Source organism: Candidatus Palauibacter sp. (assembly GCF_965208055.1).
In the GTDB taxonomy this organism is placed as follows: Bacteria; Gemmatimonadota; Gemmatimonadetes; order Palauibacterales; family Palauibacteraceae; genus Palauibacter.
On sequence record NZ_CBDBNY010000004.1, the window covers coordinates 3,857,488 to 3,880,519 of the forward strand.

21 protein-coding genes are annotated in these 23,032 nt (G+C 69.7%); 18 read left to right on the forward strand and 3 right to left on the reverse strand.

Annotation, left to right across the window (positions count from 1 at the left end; all coding sequences use genetic code 11):
• Nucleotides 1-41: 41 nt before the first annotated feature.
• On the reverse strand, nucleotides 42-1,145 hold the full coding sequence (locus tag ACOGXI_RS16935; RefSeq protein ID WP_419939978.1) for a carboxylate-amine ligase: 1,104 nt from the start codon (nucleotides 1,143-1,145) through the stop codon (nucleotides 42-44).
• A gap of 129 nt (nucleotides 1,146-1,274) precedes the next feature.
• Here ACOGXI_RS16935 and ACOGXI_RS16940 point away from each other — a divergent pair, with 129 nt between their 5' ends.
• Both ACOGXI_RS16940 and ACOGXI_RS16945 read left to right on the forward strand, forming a co-directional pair.
• On the forward strand, nucleotides 1,275-1,595 hold the full coding sequence (locus tag ACOGXI_RS16940) for a hypothetical protein (RefSeq protein WP_419939979.1): 321 nt from the start codon (nucleotides 1,275-1,277) through the stop codon (nucleotides 1,593-1,595).
• Nucleotides 1,596-1,707: 112 nt separating this feature from the next.
• Complete coding sequence (locus ACOGXI_RS16945; protein WP_419939980.1) at nucleotides 1,708-2,001, forward strand: HU family DNA-binding protein; 294 nt, start codon at nucleotides 1,708-1,710, stop codon at nucleotides 1,999-2,001.
• A 91-nt stretch (nucleotides 2,002-2,092) separates the two neighbouring features.
• Here ACOGXI_RS16945 and ACOGXI_RS16950 read toward each other — a convergent pair whose 3' ends face one another.
• Nucleotides 2,093-3,232, reverse strand: a complete 1,140-nt coding sequence (locus ACOGXI_RS16950) for a vWA domain-containing protein (protein ID WP_419939981.1) — start codon at nucleotides 3,230-3,232, stop codon at nucleotides 2,093-2,095.
• Nucleotides 3,229-4,113, reverse strand: coding sequence for an AAA family ATPase (locus ACOGXI_RS16955; RefSeq protein WP_419939982.1), 885 nt, complete (start codon nucleotides 4,111-4,113; stop codon nucleotides 3,229-3,231). Before ACOGXI_RS16955 ends, ACOGXI_RS16950 begins: the two co-directional genes overlap by 4 nt.
• Nucleotides 4,114-4,287: 174 nt before the next feature.
• Between ACOGXI_RS16955 and ACOGXI_RS16960 the strand changes: the two genes are divergently transcribed.
• The 16 genes from ACOGXI_RS16960 to ftsA all read left to right on the forward strand — a co-directional run bounded on the left by ACOGXI_RS16960 (nucleotide 4,288) and on the right by ftsA (nucleotide 23,029).
• Nucleotides 4,288-4,755, forward strand: a complete 468-nt coding sequence (locus tag ACOGXI_RS16960) for an SRPBCC family protein (RefSeq protein ID WP_419939983.1) — start codon at nucleotides 4,288-4,290, stop codon at nucleotides 4,753-4,755.
• A 179-nt stretch (nucleotides 4,756-4,934) separates the two neighbouring features.
• On the forward strand, nucleotides 4,935-6,725 hold the full coding sequence (locus ACOGXI_RS16965; RefSeq protein ID WP_419939984.1) for a tetratricopeptide repeat protein: 1,791 nt from the start codon (nucleotides 4,935-4,937) through the stop codon (nucleotides 6,723-6,725).
• A gap of 178 nt (nucleotides 6,726-6,903) precedes the next feature.
• The gene (locus ACOGXI_RS16970) at nucleotides 6,904-7,335 is read left to right on the forward strand and encodes a division/cell wall cluster transcriptional repressor MraZ (RefSeq protein WP_419939985.1); all 432 of its coding nucleotides are present in this window, start codon (nucleotides 6,904-6,906) and stop codon (nucleotides 7,333-7,335) included.
• A 49-nt stretch (nucleotides 7,336-7,384) separates the two neighbouring features.
• Nucleotides 7,385-8,347 (forward strand): 16S rRNA (cytosine(1402)-N(4))-methyltransferase RsmH, encoded by a 963-nt coding sequence (gene rsmH / locus ACOGXI_RS16975; protein ID WP_419939986.1) that lies wholly within the window; start codon nucleotides 7,385-7,387, stop codon nucleotides 8,345-8,347.
• Nucleotides 8,344-8,718 carry a hypothetical protein gene (locus ACOGXI_RS16980; protein ID WP_419939987.1) on the forward strand — a complete coding sequence of 125 codons (375 nt, stop codon included), beginning with the start codon at nucleotides 8,344-8,346 and terminating at the stop codon, nucleotides 8,716-8,718. The genes rsmH and ACOGXI_RS16980 overlap by 4 nt, the downstream gene beginning before the upstream one ends.
• Nucleotides 8,715-10,748 (forward strand): penicillin-binding transpeptidase domain-containing protein, encoded by a 2,034-nt coding sequence (locus tag ACOGXI_RS16985; protein WP_419939988.1) that lies wholly within the window; start codon nucleotides 8,715-8,717, stop codon nucleotides 10,746-10,748. The genes ACOGXI_RS16980 and ACOGXI_RS16985 overlap by 4 nt, the downstream gene beginning before the upstream one ends.
• 206 nt (nucleotides 10,749-10,954) lie before the next feature.
• Nucleotides 10,955-12,463, forward strand: coding sequence for a UDP-N-acetylmuramoyl-L-alanyl-D-glutamate--2,6-diaminopimelate ligase (locus tag ACOGXI_RS16990; protein WP_419939989.1), 1,509 nt, complete (start codon nucleotides 10,955-10,957; stop codon nucleotides 12,461-12,463).
• Nucleotides 12,460-13,854, forward strand: coding sequence for a UDP-N-acetylmuramoyl-tripeptide--D-alanyl-D-alanine ligase (locus tag ACOGXI_RS16995; RefSeq protein ID WP_419939990.1), 1,395 nt, complete (start codon nucleotides 12,460-12,462; stop codon nucleotides 13,852-13,854). The genes ACOGXI_RS16990 and ACOGXI_RS16995 overlap by 4 nt, the downstream gene beginning before the upstream one ends.
• Nucleotides 13,854-14,960 (forward strand): phospho-N-acetylmuramoyl-pentapeptide-transferase, encoded by a 1,107-nt coding sequence (mraY, locus tag ACOGXI_RS17000; protein ID WP_419939991.1) that lies wholly within the window; start codon nucleotides 13,854-13,856, stop codon nucleotides 14,958-14,960. The genes ACOGXI_RS16995 and mraY overlap by 1 nt, the downstream gene beginning before the upstream one ends.
• On the forward strand, nucleotides 14,960-16,387 hold the full coding sequence (gene murD, locus ACOGXI_RS17005) for a UDP-N-acetylmuramoyl-L-alanine--D-glutamate ligase (protein WP_419939992.1): 1,428 nt from the start codon (nucleotides 14,960-14,962) through the stop codon (nucleotides 16,385-16,387). Before mraY ends, murD begins: the two co-directional genes overlap by 1 nt.
• Nucleotides 16,384-17,538 carry an FtsW/RodA/SpoVE family cell cycle protein gene (locus ACOGXI_RS17010; RefSeq protein ID WP_419939993.1) on the forward strand — a complete coding sequence of 385 codons (1,155 nt, stop codon included), beginning with the start codon at nucleotides 16,384-16,386 and terminating at the stop codon, nucleotides 17,536-17,538. The genes murD and ACOGXI_RS17010 overlap by 4 nt, the downstream gene beginning before the upstream one ends.
• A 3-nt stretch (nucleotides 17,539-17,541) precedes the next feature.
• A complete protein-coding gene (locus ACOGXI_RS17015) occupies nucleotides 17,542-18,696 on the forward strand; it encodes a UDP-N-acetylglucosamine--N-acetylmuramyl-(pentapeptide) pyrophosphoryl-undecaprenol N-acetylglucosamine transferase (protein ID WP_419939994.1) in 1,155 nt (384 codons plus the stop codon).
• Nucleotides 18,693-20,111 carry a UDP-N-acetylmuramate--L-alanine ligase gene (gene murC / locus ACOGXI_RS17020; protein WP_419939995.1) on the forward strand — a complete coding sequence of 473 codons (1,419 nt, stop codon included), beginning with the start codon at nucleotides 18,693-18,695 and terminating at the stop codon, nucleotides 20,109-20,111. The genes ACOGXI_RS17015 and murC overlap by 4 nt, the downstream gene beginning before the upstream one ends.
• A complete protein-coding gene (locus ACOGXI_RS17025; RefSeq protein WP_419939996.1) occupies nucleotides 20,095-20,988 on the forward strand; it encodes an FAD-binding protein in 894 nt (297 codons plus the stop codon). The genes murC and ACOGXI_RS17025 overlap by 17 nt, the downstream gene beginning before the upstream one ends.
• Nucleotides 20,985-21,806, forward strand: a complete 822-nt coding sequence (locus tag ACOGXI_RS17030; RefSeq protein WP_419939997.1) for a cell division protein FtsQ/DivIB — start codon at nucleotides 20,985-20,987, stop codon at nucleotides 21,804-21,806. The genes ACOGXI_RS17025 and ACOGXI_RS17030 overlap by 4 nt, the downstream gene beginning before the upstream one ends.
• Nucleotides 21,803-23,029 (forward strand): cell division protein FtsA, encoded by a 1,227-nt coding sequence (ftsA, locus tag ACOGXI_RS17035; protein WP_419939998.1) that lies wholly within the window; start codon nucleotides 21,803-21,805, stop codon nucleotides 23,027-23,029. The genes ACOGXI_RS17030 and ftsA overlap by 4 nt, the downstream gene beginning before the upstream one ends.
• The last annotated feature ends 3 nt before the right edge of the window (nucleotides 23,030-23,032 follow it).

Genomic DNA, 23,032 nt, shown 5'->3' on the forward strand with positions numbered 1-23,032 from the left:
CCCCCGCGTCGCCACGGAGCCCCGGAGCCACGGCGCCGATCTCAGACGCCTTCGACCGTCTCCGCCATGAGGTGCCGGACCACGGCTCGCACGTCGCCGGTCTCCTCGTACACGGCGACCTGCCGCTGCGAACTCGACCCTTCCCTGATGATCCGGAGCGCGTATTCCACTTCCGCGCGGGTTCCGAGTTCGTCGACCACATCGTCGAGGAACCACTCGATGAGTTCGACGATCAGATCGGTGGCGGGGTGCTCGCTCTGCCGCCCGAAATCGATGAGCTTCCCCGTCAGCCCGTACCTGGCCGCGCGCCATTTGTTCTCGGCGAGCAGGACCTCGGGATACTGGCGGAAGGTGAGGTTGTCCCGCCGCAGCTTCCACAGCTTCGCCACGATCCCCTGGAAGATGGCGGCGATGCACACGACCTCCTCCACGCGCGTGCACATGTCGCACACGCGGAATTCGAGCGTCGGGAACTTGTGGTTGGGGCGGACGTCCCACCAGATCTTGCTCGAATCCGGGATCGTGTTCGAGCGGACCATGGTCTCGATGAAGTGCTCGTACTCGTTCCAGCTTCCGAAGCTCATCGGGATGCCCGTGCGCGGGAAGTTCCGCCAGATGATGCTGCGGTACGAGTGCAGACCCGTCTTCGATCCTTCCCAGAACGGGGAACTCGTGGAGAGCGCGAGCAGGTGGGGGAGGAAATACCGCGAGACGTTCATCGCGTCGACCATGAAGTCCCGATCCTCGATGCCCACGTGGATGTGGGTGCCGAAAATCAGGTTCCGCTCGGCGACCTGCTGCAGATCCTCCCTCAGCCCGACGTAGCGCTCGATCGGCGTGATGTCCTGCTGGTCCCAGGTCGAGAAGGGGTGGGTGCCCGCGGCCACGATGGCGAGCCCCTTCTCGGCGACCTTGCCGCTGACCAGGCGCCGCATGCGCAGGACTTCCTCGCGCGCCTCCCCCACATCCCGGCAGACTTCGCTGGCCGTCTCCACGCAGGCCTGGTGAAGCTCCGGGTGAATCTGCTCGCGCGTCTCCAGGTCACCTTCGAGAATCTCGGTGATGAACGACGTGAGTTCGCCGGTCTCCGGATGGACGACCTGGTATTCCTCTTCGATCCCGAGCGTGAGTGAAGGCGCTTTCATGTGACCCTCCCCGGAGAGCGTTTCGAAGCCGCGGGGGCAAGCTACTTTCGAGGATCGCCGGAGGCCATGTATGTTCCTCCGTCCCCGATCCGACCCGTTTCCCCGATTCCCGACACGGAGGCACCATCGATGGACTGGCTCTACGCAACCTGCATCTTCTGGATTGTGGCTGCGGTCTTCTTCGGCGGCATCTACGACGCGGAGACCGGATCGGCCGGCCGCCAGGCGCTGGGGCTCCTGCTCAACTTCGTCGTGTTCCTCGGCATCTTCGCGGTGCTGCGGCTCGCGCTCGGTGGCCTGGGCGGGGAGAGCGCATTCCTGCGCACGGTGTGGGGCACCGTGGTGCCCATAGGCCTGCCGACGATGCTGCTCGGCCGGATCGGGAACGTGGTCTTCAGGCTCGCGGGCGTCACGATGACACGGAAAGTGTTCTCGGCGGACGCCCACTAGCCGGACCCTTCCTCAGGCGGAATGGCGCGCCCCACTTGCAATCCTGCGAGGGTGGGCGAATTATGCGCCCGGATCGCTCGTCGGAGCTTACTTTCAACAGGGAGAACCCAGGATGACCAAAGACGATTTCGCGGCGAAGCTCGCCTCGCAGGCCGGCCTGAGCAAAGCCAGCGCGCGGGATGTGATCGACTGCATATTCTCGACGGATGCCGGCACGGGAATTATCGCAGGCGAGCTTGACGCCGGCCGCGACTTCACGGTCACCGGCTTCGGCACGTTCGGAACCCGGCACCGCAAGGCGCGCATGGGCCGGAACCCCCAGACCGGCGAGTCGATTCAGATCGCGGCCATGAACGTTCCCACGTTCAAGGCGGGCAAGGGGCTCAAGGACCGCGTCCGAGCCTAGAACGGCAAACGCAACGGGACCCGGCCTCGCCCGGGTCCCGTTGCGGCCGCCTCCAAACTCCGCCCTTCGCTTCTTCTGTCACCATCTCCCGTCACAATCCGAGCAGCCCCGGGAGCCTCCTCAGCGCTTCGAGGCTGTGCCCTGACTGGAAGTAGTCCACGTACGGGAGCGCGGTGCGCATGCCCCTGGCTTCGGGCGCGTAGCGCGAACTCTCGAGCAGGGGATTGAGCCAGATCACTCGACGCGCGCGCCGCTGAATCCAGCCCATGGCGCGCCGGAGGGGTTCGACTTCGCCCTGGTCCAGTCCGTCGGAGAGGATGATGACGAGCGTCCGCCGACCGAGCATCCGCTGGCCGTGCCGGGTCACGAACGTCTCCAGGCACTCGCCGATCCGCGTCCCGCTCGACCAGCCGCGGGCTCGCAGGCGGTCCAGCGCGGGATCGATCTCTTCGCCGGCCAGCCAGGGCGTGAGGTGCGTGAGGCGTGTGCTGAACGCGAAGGTCTGGATGTCTCGCGCGCGCCCGCACCCCAGCAGGAAGCGCAGCAGGAAGCGGCTGTAGCGCTCCATCGAGCCGCTCACGTCGCACAGGACGACGAGTTGCGGCGGTACGTGGCGCCGCCGCCGCCGCGCCAGGCGCACGAGTTCGCCCTCGTGAGCCACGAGCGACCGCAGCGTCCTCCGCACATCGATCGGCCCCCGGCGGCCGCCCGGCTCCAGCCGGCGGCTGCGTCGCGTGGACAGCCGCACCATGAGCCGCTCGAGCCAGACGTCGACCTCGCGCAGTTCCTTGTCGCTGATCGAGGCGAAGGAGCGCCGCGCGAGCGAGTGGGCGGCGCTGTACACGGCGCCGACCGGGCGCTCCCGGGCGTCCGGCTCGTCCGGGGCGTGCTCTCCGACATCGTCGCGGGCCGCCGCCACGAGCCCGTCCGGTTCCGAGAGCCCGCTGGCCGGCGGCCGGTACCCCCGGTCCGACGCGGCCTTCGACAGCAGCTCCTCGACGGCGGATGAGGGCCGCCCTCCACGCCACCACGCGGGGAAGCAGCGCTCGAAGATCTCGAGGTCGGCGGCGCTCGAGCAGAACGCCGCGCGGAGGCCCGCTCTGACGTCCTCCACGTCCTCCGTGTCGATATGCGGGAGCGCGGCGAGGGCCGTCGTGGATTCGGAGAGCGCGCAGGCCACGCCTTCGCCGCGCAGTCGCCGGCCCAGGTCGACGATGCGCTCGGGTGTCAACTCCCCACGTCCCCCGATGAGGCGAGCAGTTCCGCCAGCCGCTCCTCCGTCAGCCCGGCCAGGTCGTTGGGGTCCTTCACGAGCGCCCCGATCGCATCGCGCGCCGTCGCCGGACGCAGCGGGTCCGGCCCCAGGTGCTCCAGGGCCGCGGCAAAATCCAGCGTCTCCGCCACGCCGGGGGGCTTCGCGAGCCGCTCGCGCCGCAGCCGCTGGGCCAGCCTCACGGCCTCCCGCGCCCGGTCCGCCGCGATGTCCGGGCGTCGCCGCCGCAGAATCTCGACCTCGCGCGCCGTCCCGGGATAATCGATCCACAGGTAGAGGCACCGCCGCCTGAGCGCGTCGGACAGCTCGCGCGTCCCGTTCGAAGTGAGCACGACGACGGGCCGCGTCCGGGCTTCGACCGTGCCCAGCTCCGGGATCGAGATCTGAAAGTCCGACAGCAACTCGAGTAGGAACGCCTCGAACTCCTCGTCCGCCCGGTCCACCTCGTCGATGAGAAGCACCGGGCGCGTCTCGCAGCGAATCGCGCGCAGGAGCGGTCGCTCGAGCAGAAAGTCCGGCCCGAAGATCGTGCGTTGCACCGCCTCGGCATCGCCGTCGCCGTCCTGCAGGCGGATGTGGAGGAGCTGCTTCTGGTAGTTCCACTCGTAGAGGGCCGTCGGCAGGTCGAGCCCCTCGTAGCACTGGAGACGAATGAGTTCCGCCCCGAGCCAGGTGGCGACCGCCTTGGCGATCTCGGTCTTGCCGACGCCGGCGGCCCCCTCGACGAGCAGCGGTTTCTCCATCGCGAGGCCGAGATGGACCGCCGTTGCGATCCCCCGGTCGGCGACGTAACCCACCGCTTCGAGTTCCTCGATGATCTTCGCGATGTCCGGCTGCAAGGCGACGACCTCCCCGGTTGCGGGTGCGACGCGGCAATCTCAGCTTCCGGTGGAAGCCGCTCCCGGCAATATAACCGCTCCCCCGGAGACGATGCCCGACCGCGATCCGTCCCGGTCCGGCTCCGCTCCGCGGCGCACGCAAGCCTCCGAGGCGCAAACCCCCGAGGAATACCGATGGCGATCGAGATAGAAAAGAGTTTCGATGTCCCGCAGACGGTGGACGAGGTCTGGAGTTTCCTGACGGATCCCGAGCGCATCGTCGAATGCTTGCCGGGCGCGACGCTCCTCGAAGCCGTCGACGAGCGGACGTACCGGGGCGAGATCGGGCTCAAGCTCGGCCCCATCGGGACGCGCTTCCTGGGCGAGATCCGTTTCGAGGAACTCGACGCGCAGCGCCATCACATGAAGATGACGGGGGAGGGACGGGATCGACGGGGCAGCGGCAACGTGAGAATGACGATGTTGAGCCAGCTGCAGTCTGTAGAAGAGGAGGGGGCCGCGGGCACCCGGATATGGGTGTCGCAGTCCATCGCGCTGACGGGACGGCTTGCGTCGTTCGGGCGCGGTGGCGTGATTCAGTCGGTCTCGAATGTTATGTTCAACCGCTTCACGGGATGTGTGCGTGAGAAGCTGGCGCAGTGATCGGCCAAGCGATGAGCGCGGGGATCGGCGCAGGAATCGGCGGCTTGCGACTTGCGCGCGGTGGCGGCTTGCATTAATCGACCTTGATACCCTTGTTTCGAAGTGATGCCGGTTTTGGTGTGTCGCACGGCCCTGTGATCCGTGCGCTTGTCTGTTGCACGAACGGTCCGAGGTATTCGATGAGAAGCACGCGGAACATTCTCCCGTGGGTGGCGGCCGGCGTCGCTGCCCTCTCCCTTCCGGCGGCGCCGCGGGCGCTCGAAGCGCAGACGAGCGACCTGACGATCCTTGTCGCTCCCGTCGCGGCGACCGAGCCGGTCGACCGCCGTTTCGGGGAGCGCATCGCCGAGGAAATCCGGGACGCGCTCAGGATCTTCCCCGGCTACATCGCCATCGAACGCGATGATGCTCGCGATCTGATCGACGATTTCGATCTCGATGAGAGAACGATGACCGCGATCGACTGGCGGCAGTTGGGGATGCAGATGGAGGCCACCCTCGTCATGGTCGGGACGGCTGTCATGGTCGATGGGGGCGTCGAAGTCGACATCACCTTCCTCGAGCCTAGCAGCGGGGACGAACTCCCGATGGAGGCGTTCGCGGTGGCGGACGACGACTCGCACGAAGAGGCGGCCTCCCAGATCATGGGACAACTCGGGCAGGGCGTCGAGTATAGCCGTTCGCTCGCGTTCTGCGGCGACTACCTCGCCTCCGAACAGCCCATGGACGCGATCTCCAACTGCAACGCGGCCCTTGCGCTCAACCCGGGCAGCGACCGGGCGCACTATCTGCGCGGACGCGCGTACATGCTCAACGAGGCGTGGGGTGAGGCCGTCGCCGACCTGCAACGCGTCGTCGACAACAACGCGTCGAACGCCGAGGCCCTGGAGTCGCTCGCGTTCACGTACGCGCAGTTGGGCGACGGCGCTGCGTCGCTTCGCTACTACCAGCAGTTTCTCGACTTCCGGCCGGACGATGTCGACACGCGGCTGCGGATCGCCTACGAGCTTACGGAGGCTGGCCGCTGGGTCGAGACTGTGCAACTCCTCCAGGAGGGCGTGGAGCGCGCGCCGGACAACGTGGCCCTCCTCGAATACCTGACGGGCGCGGCGCTGCAGGCCGGACAGACCGGCGGAGAGGTCACCGATCCCGCCATGCTCCGGGTCGCCGTCGATGCTTCGGGCAAGCTCGTGGCGCTGCAGGGCGACGCCGTGAACCCCTCGACGCTCTCCAACGCGACGAACGCGTACATGCTCCTCGAGGAGTACGACAACGCGCTCGACTTCTCGGAGCAGGCGCTCGAGTCGATTTCGGGTTCCGATGGCACCGGCGAAGGCGAGATGTCCCGCGAGGAATTGCTTGCCCAGGTCCACTCTTCACGCGCCACGATTTATGATCGGATGGAAGATCCGGCGGCGGGCGTGGCGGAGTTGGAGCAGGCGCTCGCGTACAGCCCGGACGTGCCGAACGGACGGCAGCGCCTCGCGGCGCTCAAGCTGAAGACGGCCGACATCGAAGGCGCGATCGCCGATTTCCGCGCCGCCGTGGCGAACGGGGCGGACCCGAACCAGATTGCGAACGCGATCTTCAGTCTGGCGTACTCGAATCACTTCGAGGCCCAGTCCGGGGCGCTGTCCAACCCGGCCACGATCGATGTGCGTGAGGTCGCCATAGCGCTCGAACTGTTCGGCGTCGCCGCGGAATTCGTTACGGATCCGGCCGCGGCGGAGCAGATGCACTTCTTCATCGCGTTCGGATACTACCTGCAGGGAAGCGCCTACGACGGCCGCAACGAAGACGATGAGGCGTGCGCGCCCGCACGCAACGCCCTGAACGCATTCCAGCGTGTGAGCCCCCACCTGGCGCAGGCGGGCAGCCACCAGGCAGGCAGCCAGCAGCAGATCCGCGAGGCGATCGATGTCCAGTTGTACCGCCAGGAGTCGATTATCGAGGCGTCCTGCAGCCGATAATTTTCGAGGGTGCCCGGCCCGCCTCGCCGCGGGCCGGGACCTTTTTTTGTCCGTGCGATGGGGTGAAATGGGGAGAAAAGGGGTTGACACCCATCATCAGGGCGCATAAGGTGGGATCCGGTGGGTGGAAACGGGTCGTTCTGGGAGGGACACCCTCGACGAATGTCGAAGGCACAATTTGCCAGGCTTTCTGGGGAGTTATCGACATCAACTCGACTCGCAGGGTCGGGTCAGCCTGCCGGCGCCTTTTCGAAGGGGCCGGGAACGGGAGCCGTTCGTCCTCCTCAAGACGCAACCCGACGCGCTGTCGCTCTATCCGGAAGATGCCTGGGCGGGAGTACAGGACGAACTCCGGGAGATGTCGAGACGGGAACCGCGTTTTCGCCCCCAGGTGCTTCGCGTCACGGCGGACGCCGTTCAGGTCTCGCCGGACGCTCAGGGGAGGATCCTGATACCGGAGAGGATGAGAAAGGCGATCGCGCTCGGAAGTGAGGCTCTGGTCGTAGGCGCGATCAACCACGTCCAGATCTGGCATCCGGAGACGTTCGAGAGCGTGACGAGTGCCACGGACGAGGACTTCGATCGATTGATGGAGACGGTGTTCGCCTGATGGGTTTTCCGATCGCCGCACGGTGGGGGGAGTCGAGGAAGCCGACGGAGTGACAGAGGAGACGTTTCAGCACGCGCCGGTCATGCCGGATGAGATGCTGCAGTGGCTTCGCCCGGAGTGCGGAGGCGTTTTCCTGGATGCGACGGTCGGCGGTGCGGGGCATGCGATCCAGCTGCTGGAGGCCGGGTCGGCCGTGCGCGTGATCGGGATCGATCAGGATGCGGAGGCGATCGAGGCCGCGAAGAGGCGGCTCGTCTCGGCGGGCGAACGGGTGAAGCTGATACAGGCGAACTTCAGGGACGTGGCCCGTCCGGAGTTCGCCGCCGAGATGGACGGTCTGGCGGGAGCCCTGATGGACCTGGGCGTCTCGTCGCACCAGATCGATACGAGGAAGCGCGGCTTTTCGTTCCGTCCGGGCACGCCGTTGGGCATGCGGATGGACGAGAGGGCGCGAGAGACAAGGTCCGCGGCCGAGCTGTTGAATCGGGCGGACGAACGCAAGTTGGGCCGGGTCTTCCGTGATGGGGAAGAGCGTAGGTGGCGGACGCTCTCACGTGAGGTGGTGCGGAGGAGGGAGATCCGGCCCTTCAGCACGAGCGACGACCTCGTGGCCGTGTTGTCGGCGGTGCTGGGTCGTTCGGCGCAGGAAAAAGAGAAAGCCAGGCTGTTCCAGGCTTTGCGGATCGCGGTCAACGACGAGTTGGCCGCGCTGAGCGAGGGGCTCGAAGGGATACGGGGCCGGCTCGCTCCCGGCGGGCGGTTGGCGGTGCTTTCGTACCACTCGCTGGAGGATCGGCTGGTAAAGCACGCGTTTCGAGACTGGTCCGCCGACTGCCGCTGCCCTCCGGGTCTCCCGGAGTGCCGGTGTCGGGGTACATCGCTGGGGCGGGCTCTGACGCGCAGGCCTCTGCGCCCCTCGGACGAGGAGGTCGCCCGGAATCCGCGGGCGCGCAGCGCGCGGCTCCGGGTGTGGGAGAAGCGCGAGACCGACGGGCAGGCGGGCGGCGCATGAACCACGGGAGCGGGAGCGTACGGAGGATTCGTCGCAGAACCCTGCTGCGGTGGATGATGGCCGGGGTGGCCGTCATCGCGCTGGCCGCTTCACTGGTGAGCGTGGTCCGCCGGGGCGAGGAAGGGCGGAGGTTGATGGCCGAGCTTCGAGGACTCGAAGCGGAGGACCGGGTCGTCACGGACCGGATTGACGCGGCGCGGACGCGAGTCGATTCACTCGCGGCGCCGGCACGGATAGAACGCGCGGCGGAGGCGCTCGGGCTGCAGCGGGCGGGCGAAGAGCAACTGCTGCAGGTCGACGCCGGATACTCGCCGGGCGAAGAGGGGGACGAAAAGGAGATGGACGTCTCCGGGCGGGGAGGGGACAGGTGACGCGTTTCGGCATTCACAGCACGACGCAGCTCGAAGGCGTGGCGGGCGATGCGCAGGAGGCGGCGATCGCGCGCACGCATCGCATCCGGCATCGTACGCTGGGTGTCGCGTTCACCCTCGTGGCGGTGGCGTATGCCGCGCGCCTGGGCGAACTCCAGATTCTCGAAAGCGAGGCGCATCGCGCGAGACAGGTCGCGCAGAGCGCGGAGTGGGAGTTGTTGCCCGCGGTGCGCGGGCGGATTCTGGATCGTCGCGGCCGCGTCCTGGCGGCGCCGGACACGCGATACCAGGTCTTCCTCGCCGTAAACGAACTGCGCGTCGACCGGACCGAGGCCATCGAGACCGTCGCCTCGGTCGTGCCCGTGGCGCCGGAGCGCCGGAGCGCCATCGCGGAGGCCTCGGGCGGCTGGTCTCTCGTCGCGAGCGACGTGAGCGACGAAGAGCGCGTGCGGCTGCAGCGGACGATCGGGCAGGGGATCTACTTCGAGAGCCGGTCCGCGAGAGAATACCCCCGCAGCATGGGTCGCCGTCTCATCGGCGCCGTCGGGGCCGATGGCCGGGGCGGCACGGGCCTCGAGGCCGACCTCGACGTCTGGCTGGTCGGCCAGCCCGGCCGGGCGGAGGTTCGGCTCGACGGCCATCGCAACGCGTACCGTCCGCCCGGCGGACAGGTCATCGAAGCGGTGCCCGGCCACGACGTCGTGCTCACACTCGACGCCGAACTGCAGCGGATTGCGGAGAACGAACTTGCGCGAGCGCTCGCAAAGACGGGGGCGATGGGGGGCGACATCGTCCTCCTCGACCCGCGTACCGGCGAAGTCCTCGCGCTGGCGAGCGAGCGCACCGACGGCGCGGTCGACCGGATCTCGGGGCTCAGCGATCCGTACGAACCGGGCTCCACGCTGAAACCGTTTCTGCTCGCATCCCTCCTCAGCGAGGGTGTCGTCGACCTGGACGAGATCGTGGACGTGGAGGGCGGCAGGCTGCGGATCGGCGCCAGAGTGATCACGGACGTTCACGGTTACGACACGCTCAGTGTACGGAGGGTCATCTCCAAGTCGAGCAACGTCGGGGCCGCGAAGCTGTCCACTCGCCTGACGCCCGCGGTGCAGCACCGGTATCTGCGCGACTTCGGTTTCGGCATGCGGACGCAACTGGGATACCTCGCCGAATCGCCGGGGCGTCTCAGCCGGCCGGAATCGTGGACCTCGCTCAGCCCCGCTTCGCACGCGATCGGGTACGAGATTTCCGCCACATCCCTGCAGCTGGCCCTCGCCTACGGCGCCATCGCGAACGGCGGCGTGCTGATGCGGCCGAGTCTCGTCCGGGAGATACGGGATCCGTCCGGGCGCGTGGTGCAGCGCTTCGACCCGAGTCCCGTGCGCCGCGTCATATCCGAGGAGGTGGCGGCGGCGGTGCGCGGCGTGCTGGAGGAGGTCGTCCGGGAGGGGACCGGAACGCTGGCGGGCATGGCGCGGTTCGCGGTCGCCGGCAAGACCGGGACGGCCCGTCTCGCCGTGGGCGGCCGCTACGCACCCGGACGCTACCGCGCCTCCTTCGTCGGTTTCGCGCCGGCGGATGACCCGCGGATCGTCATTCTCACGCGACTCGAAGACCCGAAGGGAGGGGTCTACTACGGGGGTGCGATCGCGGCGCCCACCAGCCAGGCGGCGCTCCAGGCGGCGCTCGCGGCCGATGGCGTCCAGGTGGATCCGCGTCTCGTCGTCGCCAATGCGCGTCCCCGGCCGTGGTCCGGCGGACCTGCGGCGGACACGCCGGAAGGCGCCGTCATTTTCGCCTCCACCGGCACGGGTGCCGTCGGTGCGGCCAGTGCGACCAACGGCGCCGACCCGAGCCGGAGAGGACTCATCGCGCTGCCGGACCTGGCCGGATTGTCCGCGCGCGCGGCCGCCGCGCGCCTGCACGCGCTCGGCCTCCGCGTGGAATGGCGCGGCCAGGGGAGAGTCGCGGAACAGAGCCCCGCACCCGGGAGCGAGTTGGGCCGGGGTGCAACGGTCGTTCTGAGATAGCCGAGCGAGCCCCGCGCGATGGATTCGGCGATGGATTTCGAGAAGGACGAGCGAACGGAGGCGGGTCTCGGGAATACAAGACTGGAGGGAGGATAACCGCGGGCGCGGCCGTGAGGTCGTGGGGTGGCGGTGACCGGGGTTCCGGGCAACCGGGACACCGTCGCGCCCGCGCCGTCAACGACCGGTCGATCATGGATCCGAGCCCGATGTGTCGGACTTTGCCGCAGCAGAAAACGACGAACGGACAGGTGGAGCGCAGGCTTGACGAAGCGGGCCTCGATCCACGGTGGAGTGGGGCTCCTCCCGAGGAGTTCCCCGCGTTGCGTTCGGACTCCCGCCTGATCGGCGCCGGCGACCTCTTCTGCGCGATTCCGGGGACGCGGGTCGACGGCCACGCGTTCGTCGAAGCCGCCGGGCGTGCCGGGGCCGCCGCCGCCGTCGTCGAGCGCGTCACCGATGTTGACCTCCCGCAATTGGCCGTCCGCGACGCTCGGGCGGCCGTATCTCATCTCGCCGCACTCTTTGCGGGCGACCCGGGCGAAGCGCTCCGCCTCGTCGGCATCACGGGCACCAACGGGAAGTCGACGACCTGCTGGCTCACGCGCTGGATCCTGGAGGATGCGGGGCCCGCCGCGGCATTGGGCACGCTGGGCACCGTATCCGTCGACGGTACGGTCGGAGCGCCCGGGCTGACGACGCCCGATCCGATCGACCTGGCCATCGAACTCGCCGCCGCGCGGGCGAGCGGCGCCGAGGCGGCGGTCCTCGAGGTCTCGTCGCACGCGCTCGACCAGCGCCGGGCGGACGGTTTCTCGTTCGACGCCGTGGGGTTCACGAGTTTCAGTCGCGAGCACCTGGAATACCATCCGGATCTCGAGGCGTATCGGAAGGCCAAGCTGCGCCTGCTCGAGTTGCTGGCGCCGGGCGGCGTCTGCGCGGTGAACGACGATGAGCCGGCCTGGAAGGAGATCGCGCCGCAGAACGCCACAACGCTCCGCTACGGCTTCGAGTCGACGGCCGACCTGTGGCCGGATCGACTCGACCTCTACGCGGGAGGGGCGCGCTTCATGCTGCGAGCGCCGGGCGAGGCGGCCGCCGTGGCGCTTCCGCTTCCCGCCGAATTCAACGTGCGGAACGCACTCGCGGCCGCCGCCATCGCCCGGGGCTTCGGCATGTCGCTCGAACGGATCGCCGCGCGACTGTCCGCGGCGCCTGCGGTGCCCGGACGCATGGAGGTGCTCTCGCGAGAGCCGGTCCTGGTCGTCCGCGATTTCGCGCACAACCCGGATTCGTGCGAGCGGGCGCTCTCCTCGTTGCGGGAGATCGTGCCGGGCCGGGTCATCGCCCTCCTCGGCTGCGGCGGCGACCGGGACCCTGGCAAGCGGCCGCAGATGGGGAGCATCCTGGCCCGCCTGGCGGATGTCGCGATCGTCACGAGCGACAATCCCCGGTCGGAAGATCCATCGGAGATCTGCCGTCAGATGGTCGCCGGGCTCCCGCCGGACAGCTACGAGATCGTCGTGGACCGACGAGAGGCGATCGCGCGGGGACTCGCCGAGGCCGGCCCGGCCGACGCGGTCGCGCTCCTCGGCAAGGGACACGAGACCTACCAGATCATCGGCGGAGAGCGCCTGCCTTTCGACGAGCGGCGGATCGTGGAGGATCTCCTCCCGGTATCTCCCGGCGCGTCCGACCTCCCCGGAGGGACCGCGTGACGGCGGCCACGCAGGCTCCGGCGCTGCGCTCGGGCTGGATTCGGGCCGCGCTCCGCCTGGACGGCGACAGCCCGGGAAGCACCGGCATGGGAGAGCGGGCGTACGCCGGCGTGTCGTGCGACTCGAGGACGCTGAGGCCCGGCGAGTTGTTCGTGGCGCTCGCGGGGGCACGGCACGATGCCGCCGATTTCCTCCCCCAGGCGGCGGCCCGGGGCGCGCCGGGGGTGATCGTTCGCGCCGGGCGCGAAGATCCCGCGCTGGGGATGGAGTACTTCGCCGTCGCCGACCCTCTGAAGGCGCTCGGCGACCTCGCGGCCCGGGCCCGGCGCGAATCCGGCGCCGCGGTCGTGGCGATCACCGGCAGCTCGGGCAAGACGACCGTGAAGGAGATGATCGCCTGCGCCCTCTCGGAATCCCGCCGCGTGTACCGCACCGAAGGGAACTACAACAGCCAGGTCGGGCTCCCGCTCACGATCCTGCGCGCGCCTCCCGACGCGGACGCCTGGGTCCTGGAGGTGGGAGCGAGCGAGCCCGGGGAGATCGCCCGGTTGGCGGAGATCGCCCGGCCCGATCACGTCGTCATCACGACGGTCGGCGCCGCGCACCTCGAGTGTTTCGGGGATGTGGAGGGGGTGCTGCGGGAAAAGATGGAGTTGGCGCGCGGCGCCTCGGGCCGCGGCGTGCTCGTGGTGGGAGAGGAGCCGGCCATCCTCGCGGAGGCCGCCCGGGCCCACCGGCCCGACGCGATCGTGGCGGGCTTCGGACCCCGGGCCGGCTTCGCGCCCGAGGCGTACACGGTCGAAGCGGATCGGATCGAGTTCCGCCGCGGCGGAACTCGCTTCGCGCTGGATGTGGGCGGCGAGCATCACCTGCGAGACGCGCTGATCGCGGCGGCGCTGGCGGAATCGCTGGGCGCGCCGGCCGGCGCGGCGGCCCGCGGACTGTCGGACTACGAACCGCTCGGCCTGCGCGGCGCGCTGCGGCGCATCGGGCGCCTGACGGTGCTGGCAGACTGCTACAACGCCAACCCGGATTCGTTTCGCGCGGCGATCGCCCAGACCCGCGATCTGCTGCCGGGACGCCGGCGCGCCGTGTTCGCGGGCTCGATGCTCGAACTCGGCTCCCGGGAGGCGAAGGCGCACCGGGAGATCGGCGATGAGATGCGGGCGGCGGGGTTCGACCTCATCGCCGCCACTGGCCTTTTCTGCGACGCGCCCTTCGATGGCGTGCCCGGTCATGCCCTGATCCGGGCGGAGGATCCCGCAGCGGCGGTGCGACCGTTCGCGGACGCCCTGGAAGGCGATGAGGTCGTGCTCGTGAAGGGCTCGCGCGGCGTCCGGCTCGAGCGCGTCATCGACGAACTGGAAGCCCGTTTCGGAGGGGGCGCCTGATGCTCTACCACTTCCTGTTCCCGCTCGCGGACCAGCACATCCTGTTCAACGTGTTCCAGTACATCTCGTTCCGCGCGGCCGGCGCCATGGTGACGGCCCTCCTCACCGCATTCATCATCGGCCCGGGGGTGATCCGAAGACTCAGGAAGCACGGCATCGGCCAGATCGTGCGGGCCGAGGGGCCGGCCACGCACCTCGTGAAGGCGGGGACCCCGACCATGGGCGGCATCATCATCCTCACCGCCTGTCTCCTGCCCACCCTTCTCTGGGCACGCCTGGACAACACGTACGTGTGGGTCGTCCTCGTCGTCACTGCCTGGATGGGCGCGATCGGCTTCATGGACGACTATCTGAAGATCGTGCGGCGGCACTCGCGCGGCCTGATCGCGCGGTACAAGCTCATCTGGCAGTTCGTGCTGGGTCTGGCGCTCGGCGGGTTCCTCCTCTGGCAGCCCCTGTCCTCGTACGGGGCGACTCAGACGATGCTCCCGTTCTTCAAGGATCTGACCGTCGTCCTCGCTCCGGCGATCTTCCCGCTGTTCGTGGCCATCGTCGTGGCGGGAAGCGCGAACACCGTGAACCTGACGGATGGCCTCGACGGGCTGGCCACGGGCCTCGCCGCGATCGCCGCCCTCACCTTCGGCGCCTTCGCGTACGCGATCGGCCGCGTGGACACCTCGGCCTATCTCGGTGTCCTGTACCTGGACGGGGCCGGGGAACTGTCGGTGTTCTGCGCCGCGCTGGCGGGGGCGGCGATCGGCTTCCTCTGGTTCAACGCCCATCCGGCAGAGGTCATCATGGGCGACACCGGGTCGCTGGCGCTGGGAGGCGCGATCGGCTCCGTCGCCGTGCTCCTGAAGTCGGAGTTCCTCCTCGTCATCGTCGGGGGCGTGTTCGTCCTCGAGGGGTTGTCCGTGATCCTCCAGACCGGCTGGTTCAAGTTCAGCCGCCGTCGGTGGGGCGAGGGCCGCCGCCTCCTGCGCATGGCCCCGCTCCACCACCACTTCGAGAAGCTCGGCTGGCCCGAGACGCGCGTCGTCACGCGTTTCTACATCGTCGGCGTCATCTGCGCGCTCGTCGGTCTGGCGACGCTCAAGATCCGCTGATGGCCGACGACCGTCTTCCTCCGCTCTTCGGGCCCGGCGAGCCCGTCGCCGTCCTCGGGCTCGGAGTGTCCGGGACGGCCGCGGCGCGGCTCCTGCACGCGCTCGGAGCGGACGTGTATGCGAGCGATGCGTTCGAGGGTCCCCGGCAGCGCGAAGCCGTGGAAGCCCTCGCCGCCGAGGGCATCGACGCGGAGGTGGGACGGCACGACGTGGAGCGCATCCTGAACGCCGACCTCGTCGTGACCAGTCCGGGAATCTCGCCGACGGCCGAAATCCGGCGGACGGTGGCGGACGCGGGGGTGCCCACGGTGGCCGAAATCGAGGTCGCCTATCGCCACCTCCGCTCGCGGGTCATCGGCATCACGGGCACGAACGGCAAGACGACGACGACCGCGCTCTGTGGGCACCTTCTGCAGCAGGCCGGCGTAGACGCGCTCACTGCGGGGAACATCGGCCGCCCGCTCTCCGAAATCCCGCTGATGAAGCGGCAGCCGGACTGGCTCGTGGTCGAGTTGAGTTCCTTCCAGCTTGCCGACCTCCGGGCGTTCCGGCCCGAGGTCGGCCTGCTCGTGAACCTCGCCGCGGACCACCTCGACTGGTATTCGAGTCTCGAGCGCTACTACGAGGACAAGGCGCGTCTGTTCGCGAACGCCGATGAGGACAGCCGCTGGGTTCTGAACGGGGATGACGACGATGTGCTCGCCATGGCGGAACCGGCCCCCGGGCGCCGCTACATCGCTTCGATCGAGCCGCACGGGGAACCGGGAGCGTGGCTGGACGAAGCCGGGAAACTGGTCCAGCGTCTCGAAACCGGGGGGGCGCCGCAGCCGTGGATCGCGGCGCCCGAGCTGCAGCTCGTCGGGGTCCACAATGTCATGAACGCGCTGCTGGCGGGTCTTGGAGCCGCGCTCGCCGGCTGCGAGTCCGCGGCGATCGGAGCCGGCCTCGCCTCCTTCCAGGGACTCCCGCACCGCCTCCAGAGGGTGGGCGAGTTCGAGGGCGTCCTGTGGATCAACGATTCCAAGGGAACGAACGTGTCCGCGACCCGCGTCGCGCTCAACGCGTTCGACCGGCCGCTCGTGGCGCTCCTCGGAGGCCGGCACAAGGGCGAGTCCTACGGGTCGCTCGCGCCCGCCCTGGGCAAGAACGCGCGGGCCCTGATCGCGTTCGGCGAAGCGGCGCCGCAGATCGTCCGGGAACTGGGCGACGTGGCGCCGGTCGAGGTCGCCCGCGGATTTCCGCAGCTCGTGCGTCTCGCTCGCGAGGCCGCCCATCCCGGCGATGTCGTCCTCTTCTCTCCGGCCTGCTCCAGCTACGACATGTTCCCGGATTACCGGAAGCGGGGCCGGACCTTCGAACAGTGCGTCCGCGAATCGTACGACGGCCGCGAATCGCACGACGGCCCGGCCCCGGAGCGGGCGACATGACGGACCACGCCATCTCCCGGGAACTCCCCCGCGTTCAGGAATTCGGCGGTTCGCCGGCGTGGGTGCGGAATACGCTCATCGGGATCACGCTCGTCCTCGTCGTGTTCGGGCTCCTCTCCGTCTATTCCGCGAGTTCGTTCGCGGCGCAGCAGAGCGGACTGCCGGGGAACCACGTCCTCATGAGCCAACTGGCCCGTGCCGCCGTCGGTCTCGTGGCGCTGATCGTGGCCGCCTTCATCGACTATCGCACGTACCGGCGGTTCGCGTGGCCGATCCTCGGGGTGGTTGCGGTCCTTCTTGTCGTCATGATCCTTCCCTTCACGACGGAGATCGCCCCCGCGCGGAACGGGTCGCGGCGCTGGCTGATGCTCGGGCCCGCGACCTTCCAGCCGTCCGAACTGGCCAAGGTGGCGGTCGTCTTCTGGACCGCCGCGCTCGCCGTTCGCAAGCAGCGGGCCTTCGGCAGCTTCTCGAGCGGCGTGCTCCCGTTCCTCCTCGTCCTGGGCCCCCTGCTCGTCCTCATCGCTGCGGAGCCGCACCTCTCGGCGACCCTGATCACGGCCGCGCTGGCGGCGACCGTGCTCTTCGCCGCCGGGATGCGCATCCGGCATTTCCTCCTCCTCGCGCTGCCCATCGGCGCCGGGTTGGCGTGGCTCGTGCGCTCGAACAGCTACCAGCTCACGCGGATCCTCGCGTTTCTCAATCCGGAGGCGGACACGTCCGGCGCGGGCTACCAGTTGCAGCAGGCGCAGATCGCGATCGGTTCCGGCGGGATCCTGGGCGCGGGCTACGGCGAGAGCATGCAGAAGCTCCACTACCTGCCGGAAGCGCAGAACGACTTCATCTATCCGATTATCGCGGAGGAATGGGGGTTCGTGGGGGCGGTCACGATGCTCGTCCTCTTCCTCGTGTGGACGCATCTCGGACTTCGGATCGCGAAATCCGCCCCGGACCTGTTCGGCCGGCTGATTGCGACCGGGCTTACGGCGATCGTCGCCATCGGAGCGTTCGGGCACATCGGAATCACGATGGGGCTGCTGCCCACGACCGGGGTGAGCCTCCCCTTCGTCAGTTCCGGCGGCACGGGGCTCGTCATCGCGCTCGGCGTCACGGGTGTCCTGGTCAACGTCGCTTCGCGGCGGAGGTGCTGACGCATGGCGTCGCCGCGCATTCTGCTCGCGGGAGGCGGCACGGGCGGCCACCTGTATCCCGCCCTGAATCTGGCCGCGGCCTTCGGCCGGCTGGCCCCGGAAGTCGAGTGCGTGTTCCTGGGCGGACGGCGGGGGTTGGAGGCTCGCGTGCTGCCTGACGCGGGGTACGAGTTCCGGCTCCTGCCGCTGCAACCGCTGTACCGGCAGCGGGCATGGCGAAACTGGCGTCTGTTCGCCTCGGCTCCGGCCGTCCTCGCCGGCGTGCGGCGCGCCTTCCGGGATTTCGATCCGGGGCTCGTCGTGGGCACGGGGGGATACGTGGCGGGGCCCGCGCTCGCGGGAGCCCGTTTGCGCAACGTCCCCGCGGCGATTCAGGAACAGAACGCGGCTCCCGGGCTCGTGACGCGCCTGTTCGCGCCGAGCGTCGATCAGATCCACCTCGGATACCCCGAGGCCGAGGCCCGACTCCGGGTCGGGGGCCGTACGCGCCTGTTCGCGCTGGGGAATCCCGTCGCGCCCGAGATGGACGGGGCGGCCGACCCCGGCGGCCCAGCCGGCTCGGCTCCCGCCCGCTTCGATTGGCCGCGGGGCCGCAACCTTCTCGTGTTCGGCGGGAGCCAGGGTGCGCTCGGCCTCAACCGCGCCTTTCTGCGGGACCTGGAATGGGCGGCGCGGGATGCGTCGGCGTGGCCGGACGGCGTCTCGGTCGTGTGGATCGCCGGACCGGCGCACGCGGCCGAACTCTCCGCGCGCACGTCGGAGCTTCCCTTCGCGGACCGCGTGCGCGTCGTGCCCTACATCGATGACCTGGGCCGGCAGCTGGATGGCGCGACGCTGGCGCTGTGCCGGTCGGGCGCGATGTCGCTGGCCGAGCTGTGCGCCGCGGGCCGGCCGGCCGTGCTCGTGCCGCTCCCGACTTCGGCCGGGGGACACCAGTTGACGAACGCGCGGGCGCTGGTGGAGGCGGGGGCCGCGGAGGTTCGCGAGGAGGGGGGGCGGCTCGAGCCCGGCGAGTTGTGGTCGCTCTGTCGCGATATCCTCACCGACGACGGGCGCCTGGCCCGCATGTCGGTGGCCGCCGCGAGCCGTGGCCGGCCGGACGCGGCCCTCGACATTGCCCGCGAGATGCTCACGCTCCTCGATCGGCGCGCGGCATGACCGGGGCAACGGTGGGGGCGCCCCATCCCGCGGGGACCGTGGATCTCCCGGCGCCCGGGGCGCACGTCCACCTGATGGGGATCGGCGGCGCGGGCATGCGCGGACTCGCCCTCCTCCTCGACCGCGCCGGCTACGTCGTGAGCGGGTGCGACCGCGCCCCCGCGGACGCCCTCGGCGACCTCGCCGAGCACGAGATCCGGGTCGAGCGGGAGCACGCCCCGTCGCACGTGTCAGGGACCGATCTGCTGGTCCGAAGTTCGGCCGTGCCGGCCGACCAGCCGGAGGTTGTCGGAGCGGAAGTCGCCGGCATACCGGTGATGCGCAGGGCCCGGGCGCTCGGCGCCCTCCTCAACGGGCAGGCGATGGTCGGGATTGCCGGTACACACGGGAAGACGACGATCACGGCGATGACCGGGCACGCGGCGGCCGCGGCCGGGCTCGATCCCCTCGTCCTCGTCGGCGGACGGGTCGATGCGTGGAAGGGGTACACACGGCTGGGCGACGGCCCCGCCATCGTGGAAGCCGATGAATTCGACCGGTCGTTCCTCGAACTGCATCCCACGCTTGCCGTGATCAGCTCGCTCGAACCCGAACACCTCGACACCTACGGAAACTGGGAGCGTCTGCGCTCCGCGTTCGCCGAGTTCGCCGGGCGGACCCGGCGCGCCGAAGGGCTCATTTACTGCCACGACGACGAGGGCGCCCGCGGACTCGCGGAGGCGTCCGGATTTTCCGGCTCGGGGCAGGGGTTCGGGTACGGTTTCGAGGACGGCGCCTGGTGCAGGCTCGAACAAGCGGGCCCGCGCACGCTGCGCCTCTCCTGGCCGGACGGAACGACCGACGTCACGCTCCGCGTGCCGGGGCGCCACAACCAGCTCAACGCCGCCGCGGCCTTCCTCGCCACGGTGCGGCTCGGCGGCGATCCGCGGGCGGCGGCGCGCGGACTCCGCGAGTTTCGCGGCGTGGCGCGCCGACTCGAGATGATCGCGGCGTGGCCGGATCTCACGGTCTTCGACGACTACGCGCACCATCCGACCGAGGTCGCCGCGTCGCTCAGCGCCCTGCGGGAAGCGTATCCCGACGCCCGGCTGACGGTCGTCTTTCAGCCGCATCTGTTCACCCGGACGCGCGACTTTGCGGACGCGTTCGCCCGCGCCCTGAAGACCGCGGACGAAGCGCGCGTGCTTCCCATCTACCCCGCGCGCGAAGCGCCGCTCCCGGGCGTGACCTCGGAGTCGATCACCGGCGGGGCCGGCACGACCGCGGCGCTGATCGACCGGAAGGACGCGGTGGGTCTCGTTCCGCCGGAGGTCGGCGCCGGAGAGTCGGTGCTCGTCTTCATGGGCGCCGGCGATGTCACCGACCTCGCGCACGCGGCGGTCCAGCGGCGGGCGGGCGATGCGGTGGGAACGTGATGTCCCGCTCGCGCCCCTGGTTCGCTACCGGATCGGCGGGCCGGCGGCCCGGCTCGCGCGGCCACGGTCGATCGCGGAACTGGACGCCGCGCTGCGCGAGACGTCGGGCCGCGGCTGCCGCGTGCTGGGGACCGGCGCGAACCTCCTCATCGGGGACGGCGGGGTGCCGGAGCCCGTCCTCGTCCTCGAGGGCGATTTCGGGGCTGTCCGGGTCGAAGCGACGACCATCGAAGCCGGGGCCGGCGCCCGTCTGCCCGCCCTTGCCCAGGCCGCACGCCGCAACGGACGGTCCGGATTTCACTTCCTGGAGGCCGTCCCCGGCACCCTCGGTGGAGGCCTGCGGATGAACGCCGGATCGCGAGACGAGGGGCTCTGGGACCGGGTCGAGTGGGCGGAGGCCGTGACGCCGGAGGGCGAACTCGTCCGGGTTCGGCCCGAGGAGGCGCGGCCCGCGTACCGCCACGTGAGCGTGCCGGCGGACTGGGTGTTCGTGCGCGCGCGCCTCGAAGCGACGCCGGCCGAGGCCGAGGCCGTCCGCGAGGCGCACCTGAGTTTCCGCGAGCGAAAGGTCCGGGACCAGGTGTACGACCTGCCCTCGGTCGGATCGACGTGGAAGAACCCGGATCCGCCGCAGCCTCCCGCCTGGAAGATCGTCGACCGCGTGGGAATGCGAGGGGCCCGGGTCGGGGGCGCGCAGATCCACGAACGGCACGCGAATTTCGTCGTCAATCTCGGCGCCGCGCGCGCCGCCGATGTGATCGAACTCATGGCGGAAACCCGCCGCCGCGCTCTGGCGCGTCTCCGCGTGGCGCTGGAGCCGGAGATCCATCTGTGGGGGTTCGATCCCCCGCAACTCGCCCGGGTGGGGGCCGCATGATCGCCCCCCTGTGGGAGCCCGATGACCTCGCCGCGCCGTCGCCTCCCGAACGCGAGGAGCGCAGGGTGCCCCGCTCGGGGCGCATCACGCGCCGCGGACGCCGCAGGCTCCTCCTGGGCCTGATGGTCGCCTCGATCGGCCTTTCCGTCCCCATCTGGCTGCCGCGGCTGCTCGCGACGCTGCCCGCATTTCACATCTCGGAAGTCCGCGTGATCGGGACCGAGCACATTTCGCCCGACGAGATCACGGGACTTGCCGCCGTCGCTCCGGACGCGTCCGTGTGGGATGATCCCGCGACATGGGAAGCGCGCGTCCGGGTCCATCCCATGGTTCGCGAGGCCACGGCCCGGCGAGAGGGTTTCCATACCCTCGAAATCGCCGTCGTAGAGCGGCGTGCGGTCGCGCTCGTGGCGACGCCCGAACTGCGTCCCGTGAGCGGGGATGGCTACGTGTTGCCGCTCGAACCCGCTTACGCGTCGCTCGACCTGCCGATCGTCCAGGGCCCGGTCGAGATGGAGAGCGGTTTCGTGACGGACCCGGAAACGCGAGAACTCATCTCCGCGCTGGCGCGCATGGATCGCACGCGGAGCGACTTCATGTCTCTCGTCTCCGAAGTCGGGCCCGCGGCGGAGGGCGGATACCGTTTCCTGCTCCTCTCCGGCGCTGGTGCGGAGGTCGTTCTTCTGCCGCGCGATCGGCCCCTGCGCGCCCTCGACCGGGTATCGATCGCGCTCGGCCAGATCGAGGATCGACGCGTCGCACGTGCAGACGCGCGTTTCGGGGGCCAAGTTGTACTGACGCGCGTGGAGGAGCGATGATTCAGGGGGCGGGCATTGTCGGGGTGGATGTGGGATCGACCAAAACCTGTGCGGTCGTCGCCGCCGTGCATCCCGGCCGCAAACCCACCGACCCGCTCGACATTCTGGGCCTTGGCGTCACGCGCTCCGATGGCATGAACGGCCCGAACATCGGGAATCTCGAGGCCGCGACCCGGGCCGTTCGCACAGCCGTCAGACAGGCGGAAGCCACAGCCGGTCGCGAAGTCGAAGCCGCCTACGTGAGCGTGCCGAGCGGAAGCGTCCGGACATCCCGATCGAAGGGCGTACTTCAGGTCTCCGGCTCGGAGGTCACGCCCGCCCACGTCAAGCGCGTGCAGGAAGTGGGCCGGGCCGTCCCGATCCCGCCGGGCCACGAATTGATACACGCCCTGTCCCAGCGGTACACCGTCGACCATCGTGACCGCATCCGCGACCCCGTGGTCATGGCCGGAGACCGTCTCGAGGCGGACCTCTGCATCGTGACGGCGGACGTGGCGGTCTGCCACGACCTCTCGAAGGTGGTCGACCGCGCGGGATACCGGCCGGACGAGCTGGTCATGGCTCCGCTGGCCACGGCGCTCGCCGTGCTCGAGGATGCCGAGCGCGAGGCCGGCGTGGCGTTGGTCGAGATCGGGGGGGCGACGACCGATGTCCTCGTGTACCGGGGACACTGCATCCGGCACGCGGCGACGCTGCCGTGGGGCGGATCGATCGTGACGCGGGATGTCGCACGGGGCCTCGGCGTTCAGGAAGACGAGGCCGCGCAACTCAAGGAGCGACACGGCGGAGCGCTGCGTGAAGCGGCCGATTCGCAGGAACTGCTCGACATCTCCGGGGCTCGCCACGGACGCGCTCGACGTGTGTCGCGCGAGTTGCTGCTGCACATTATCGAGCAACGGCTGGACGAGGTCCTGGGACTGGTATACGAGGAACTGGAGGCGAGCGGAACACTGCGCGGACTCGAGGCGGGGATCGTGCTGAGCGGCGGCGGTGTCTCGCTCGCGCACATGGAAGATCTGGCGCGATCGGTCTTCAACCTGCCCGTTCGCACCGGGATTCCTTCACTCGGCCTCACGGGCATGGCGGAGAGTGTCGCGCGTCCATCGTACAGCACTGCCGTGGGGCTGGTACTGTACGGTGCGTCGCGGGCTTCGGCCGGAGGGTTGGTGGGAGCGACCCGCGCCTTCACAAGAGTCGGCGGGTGGCTACGGGAGTTTTTCTGACGG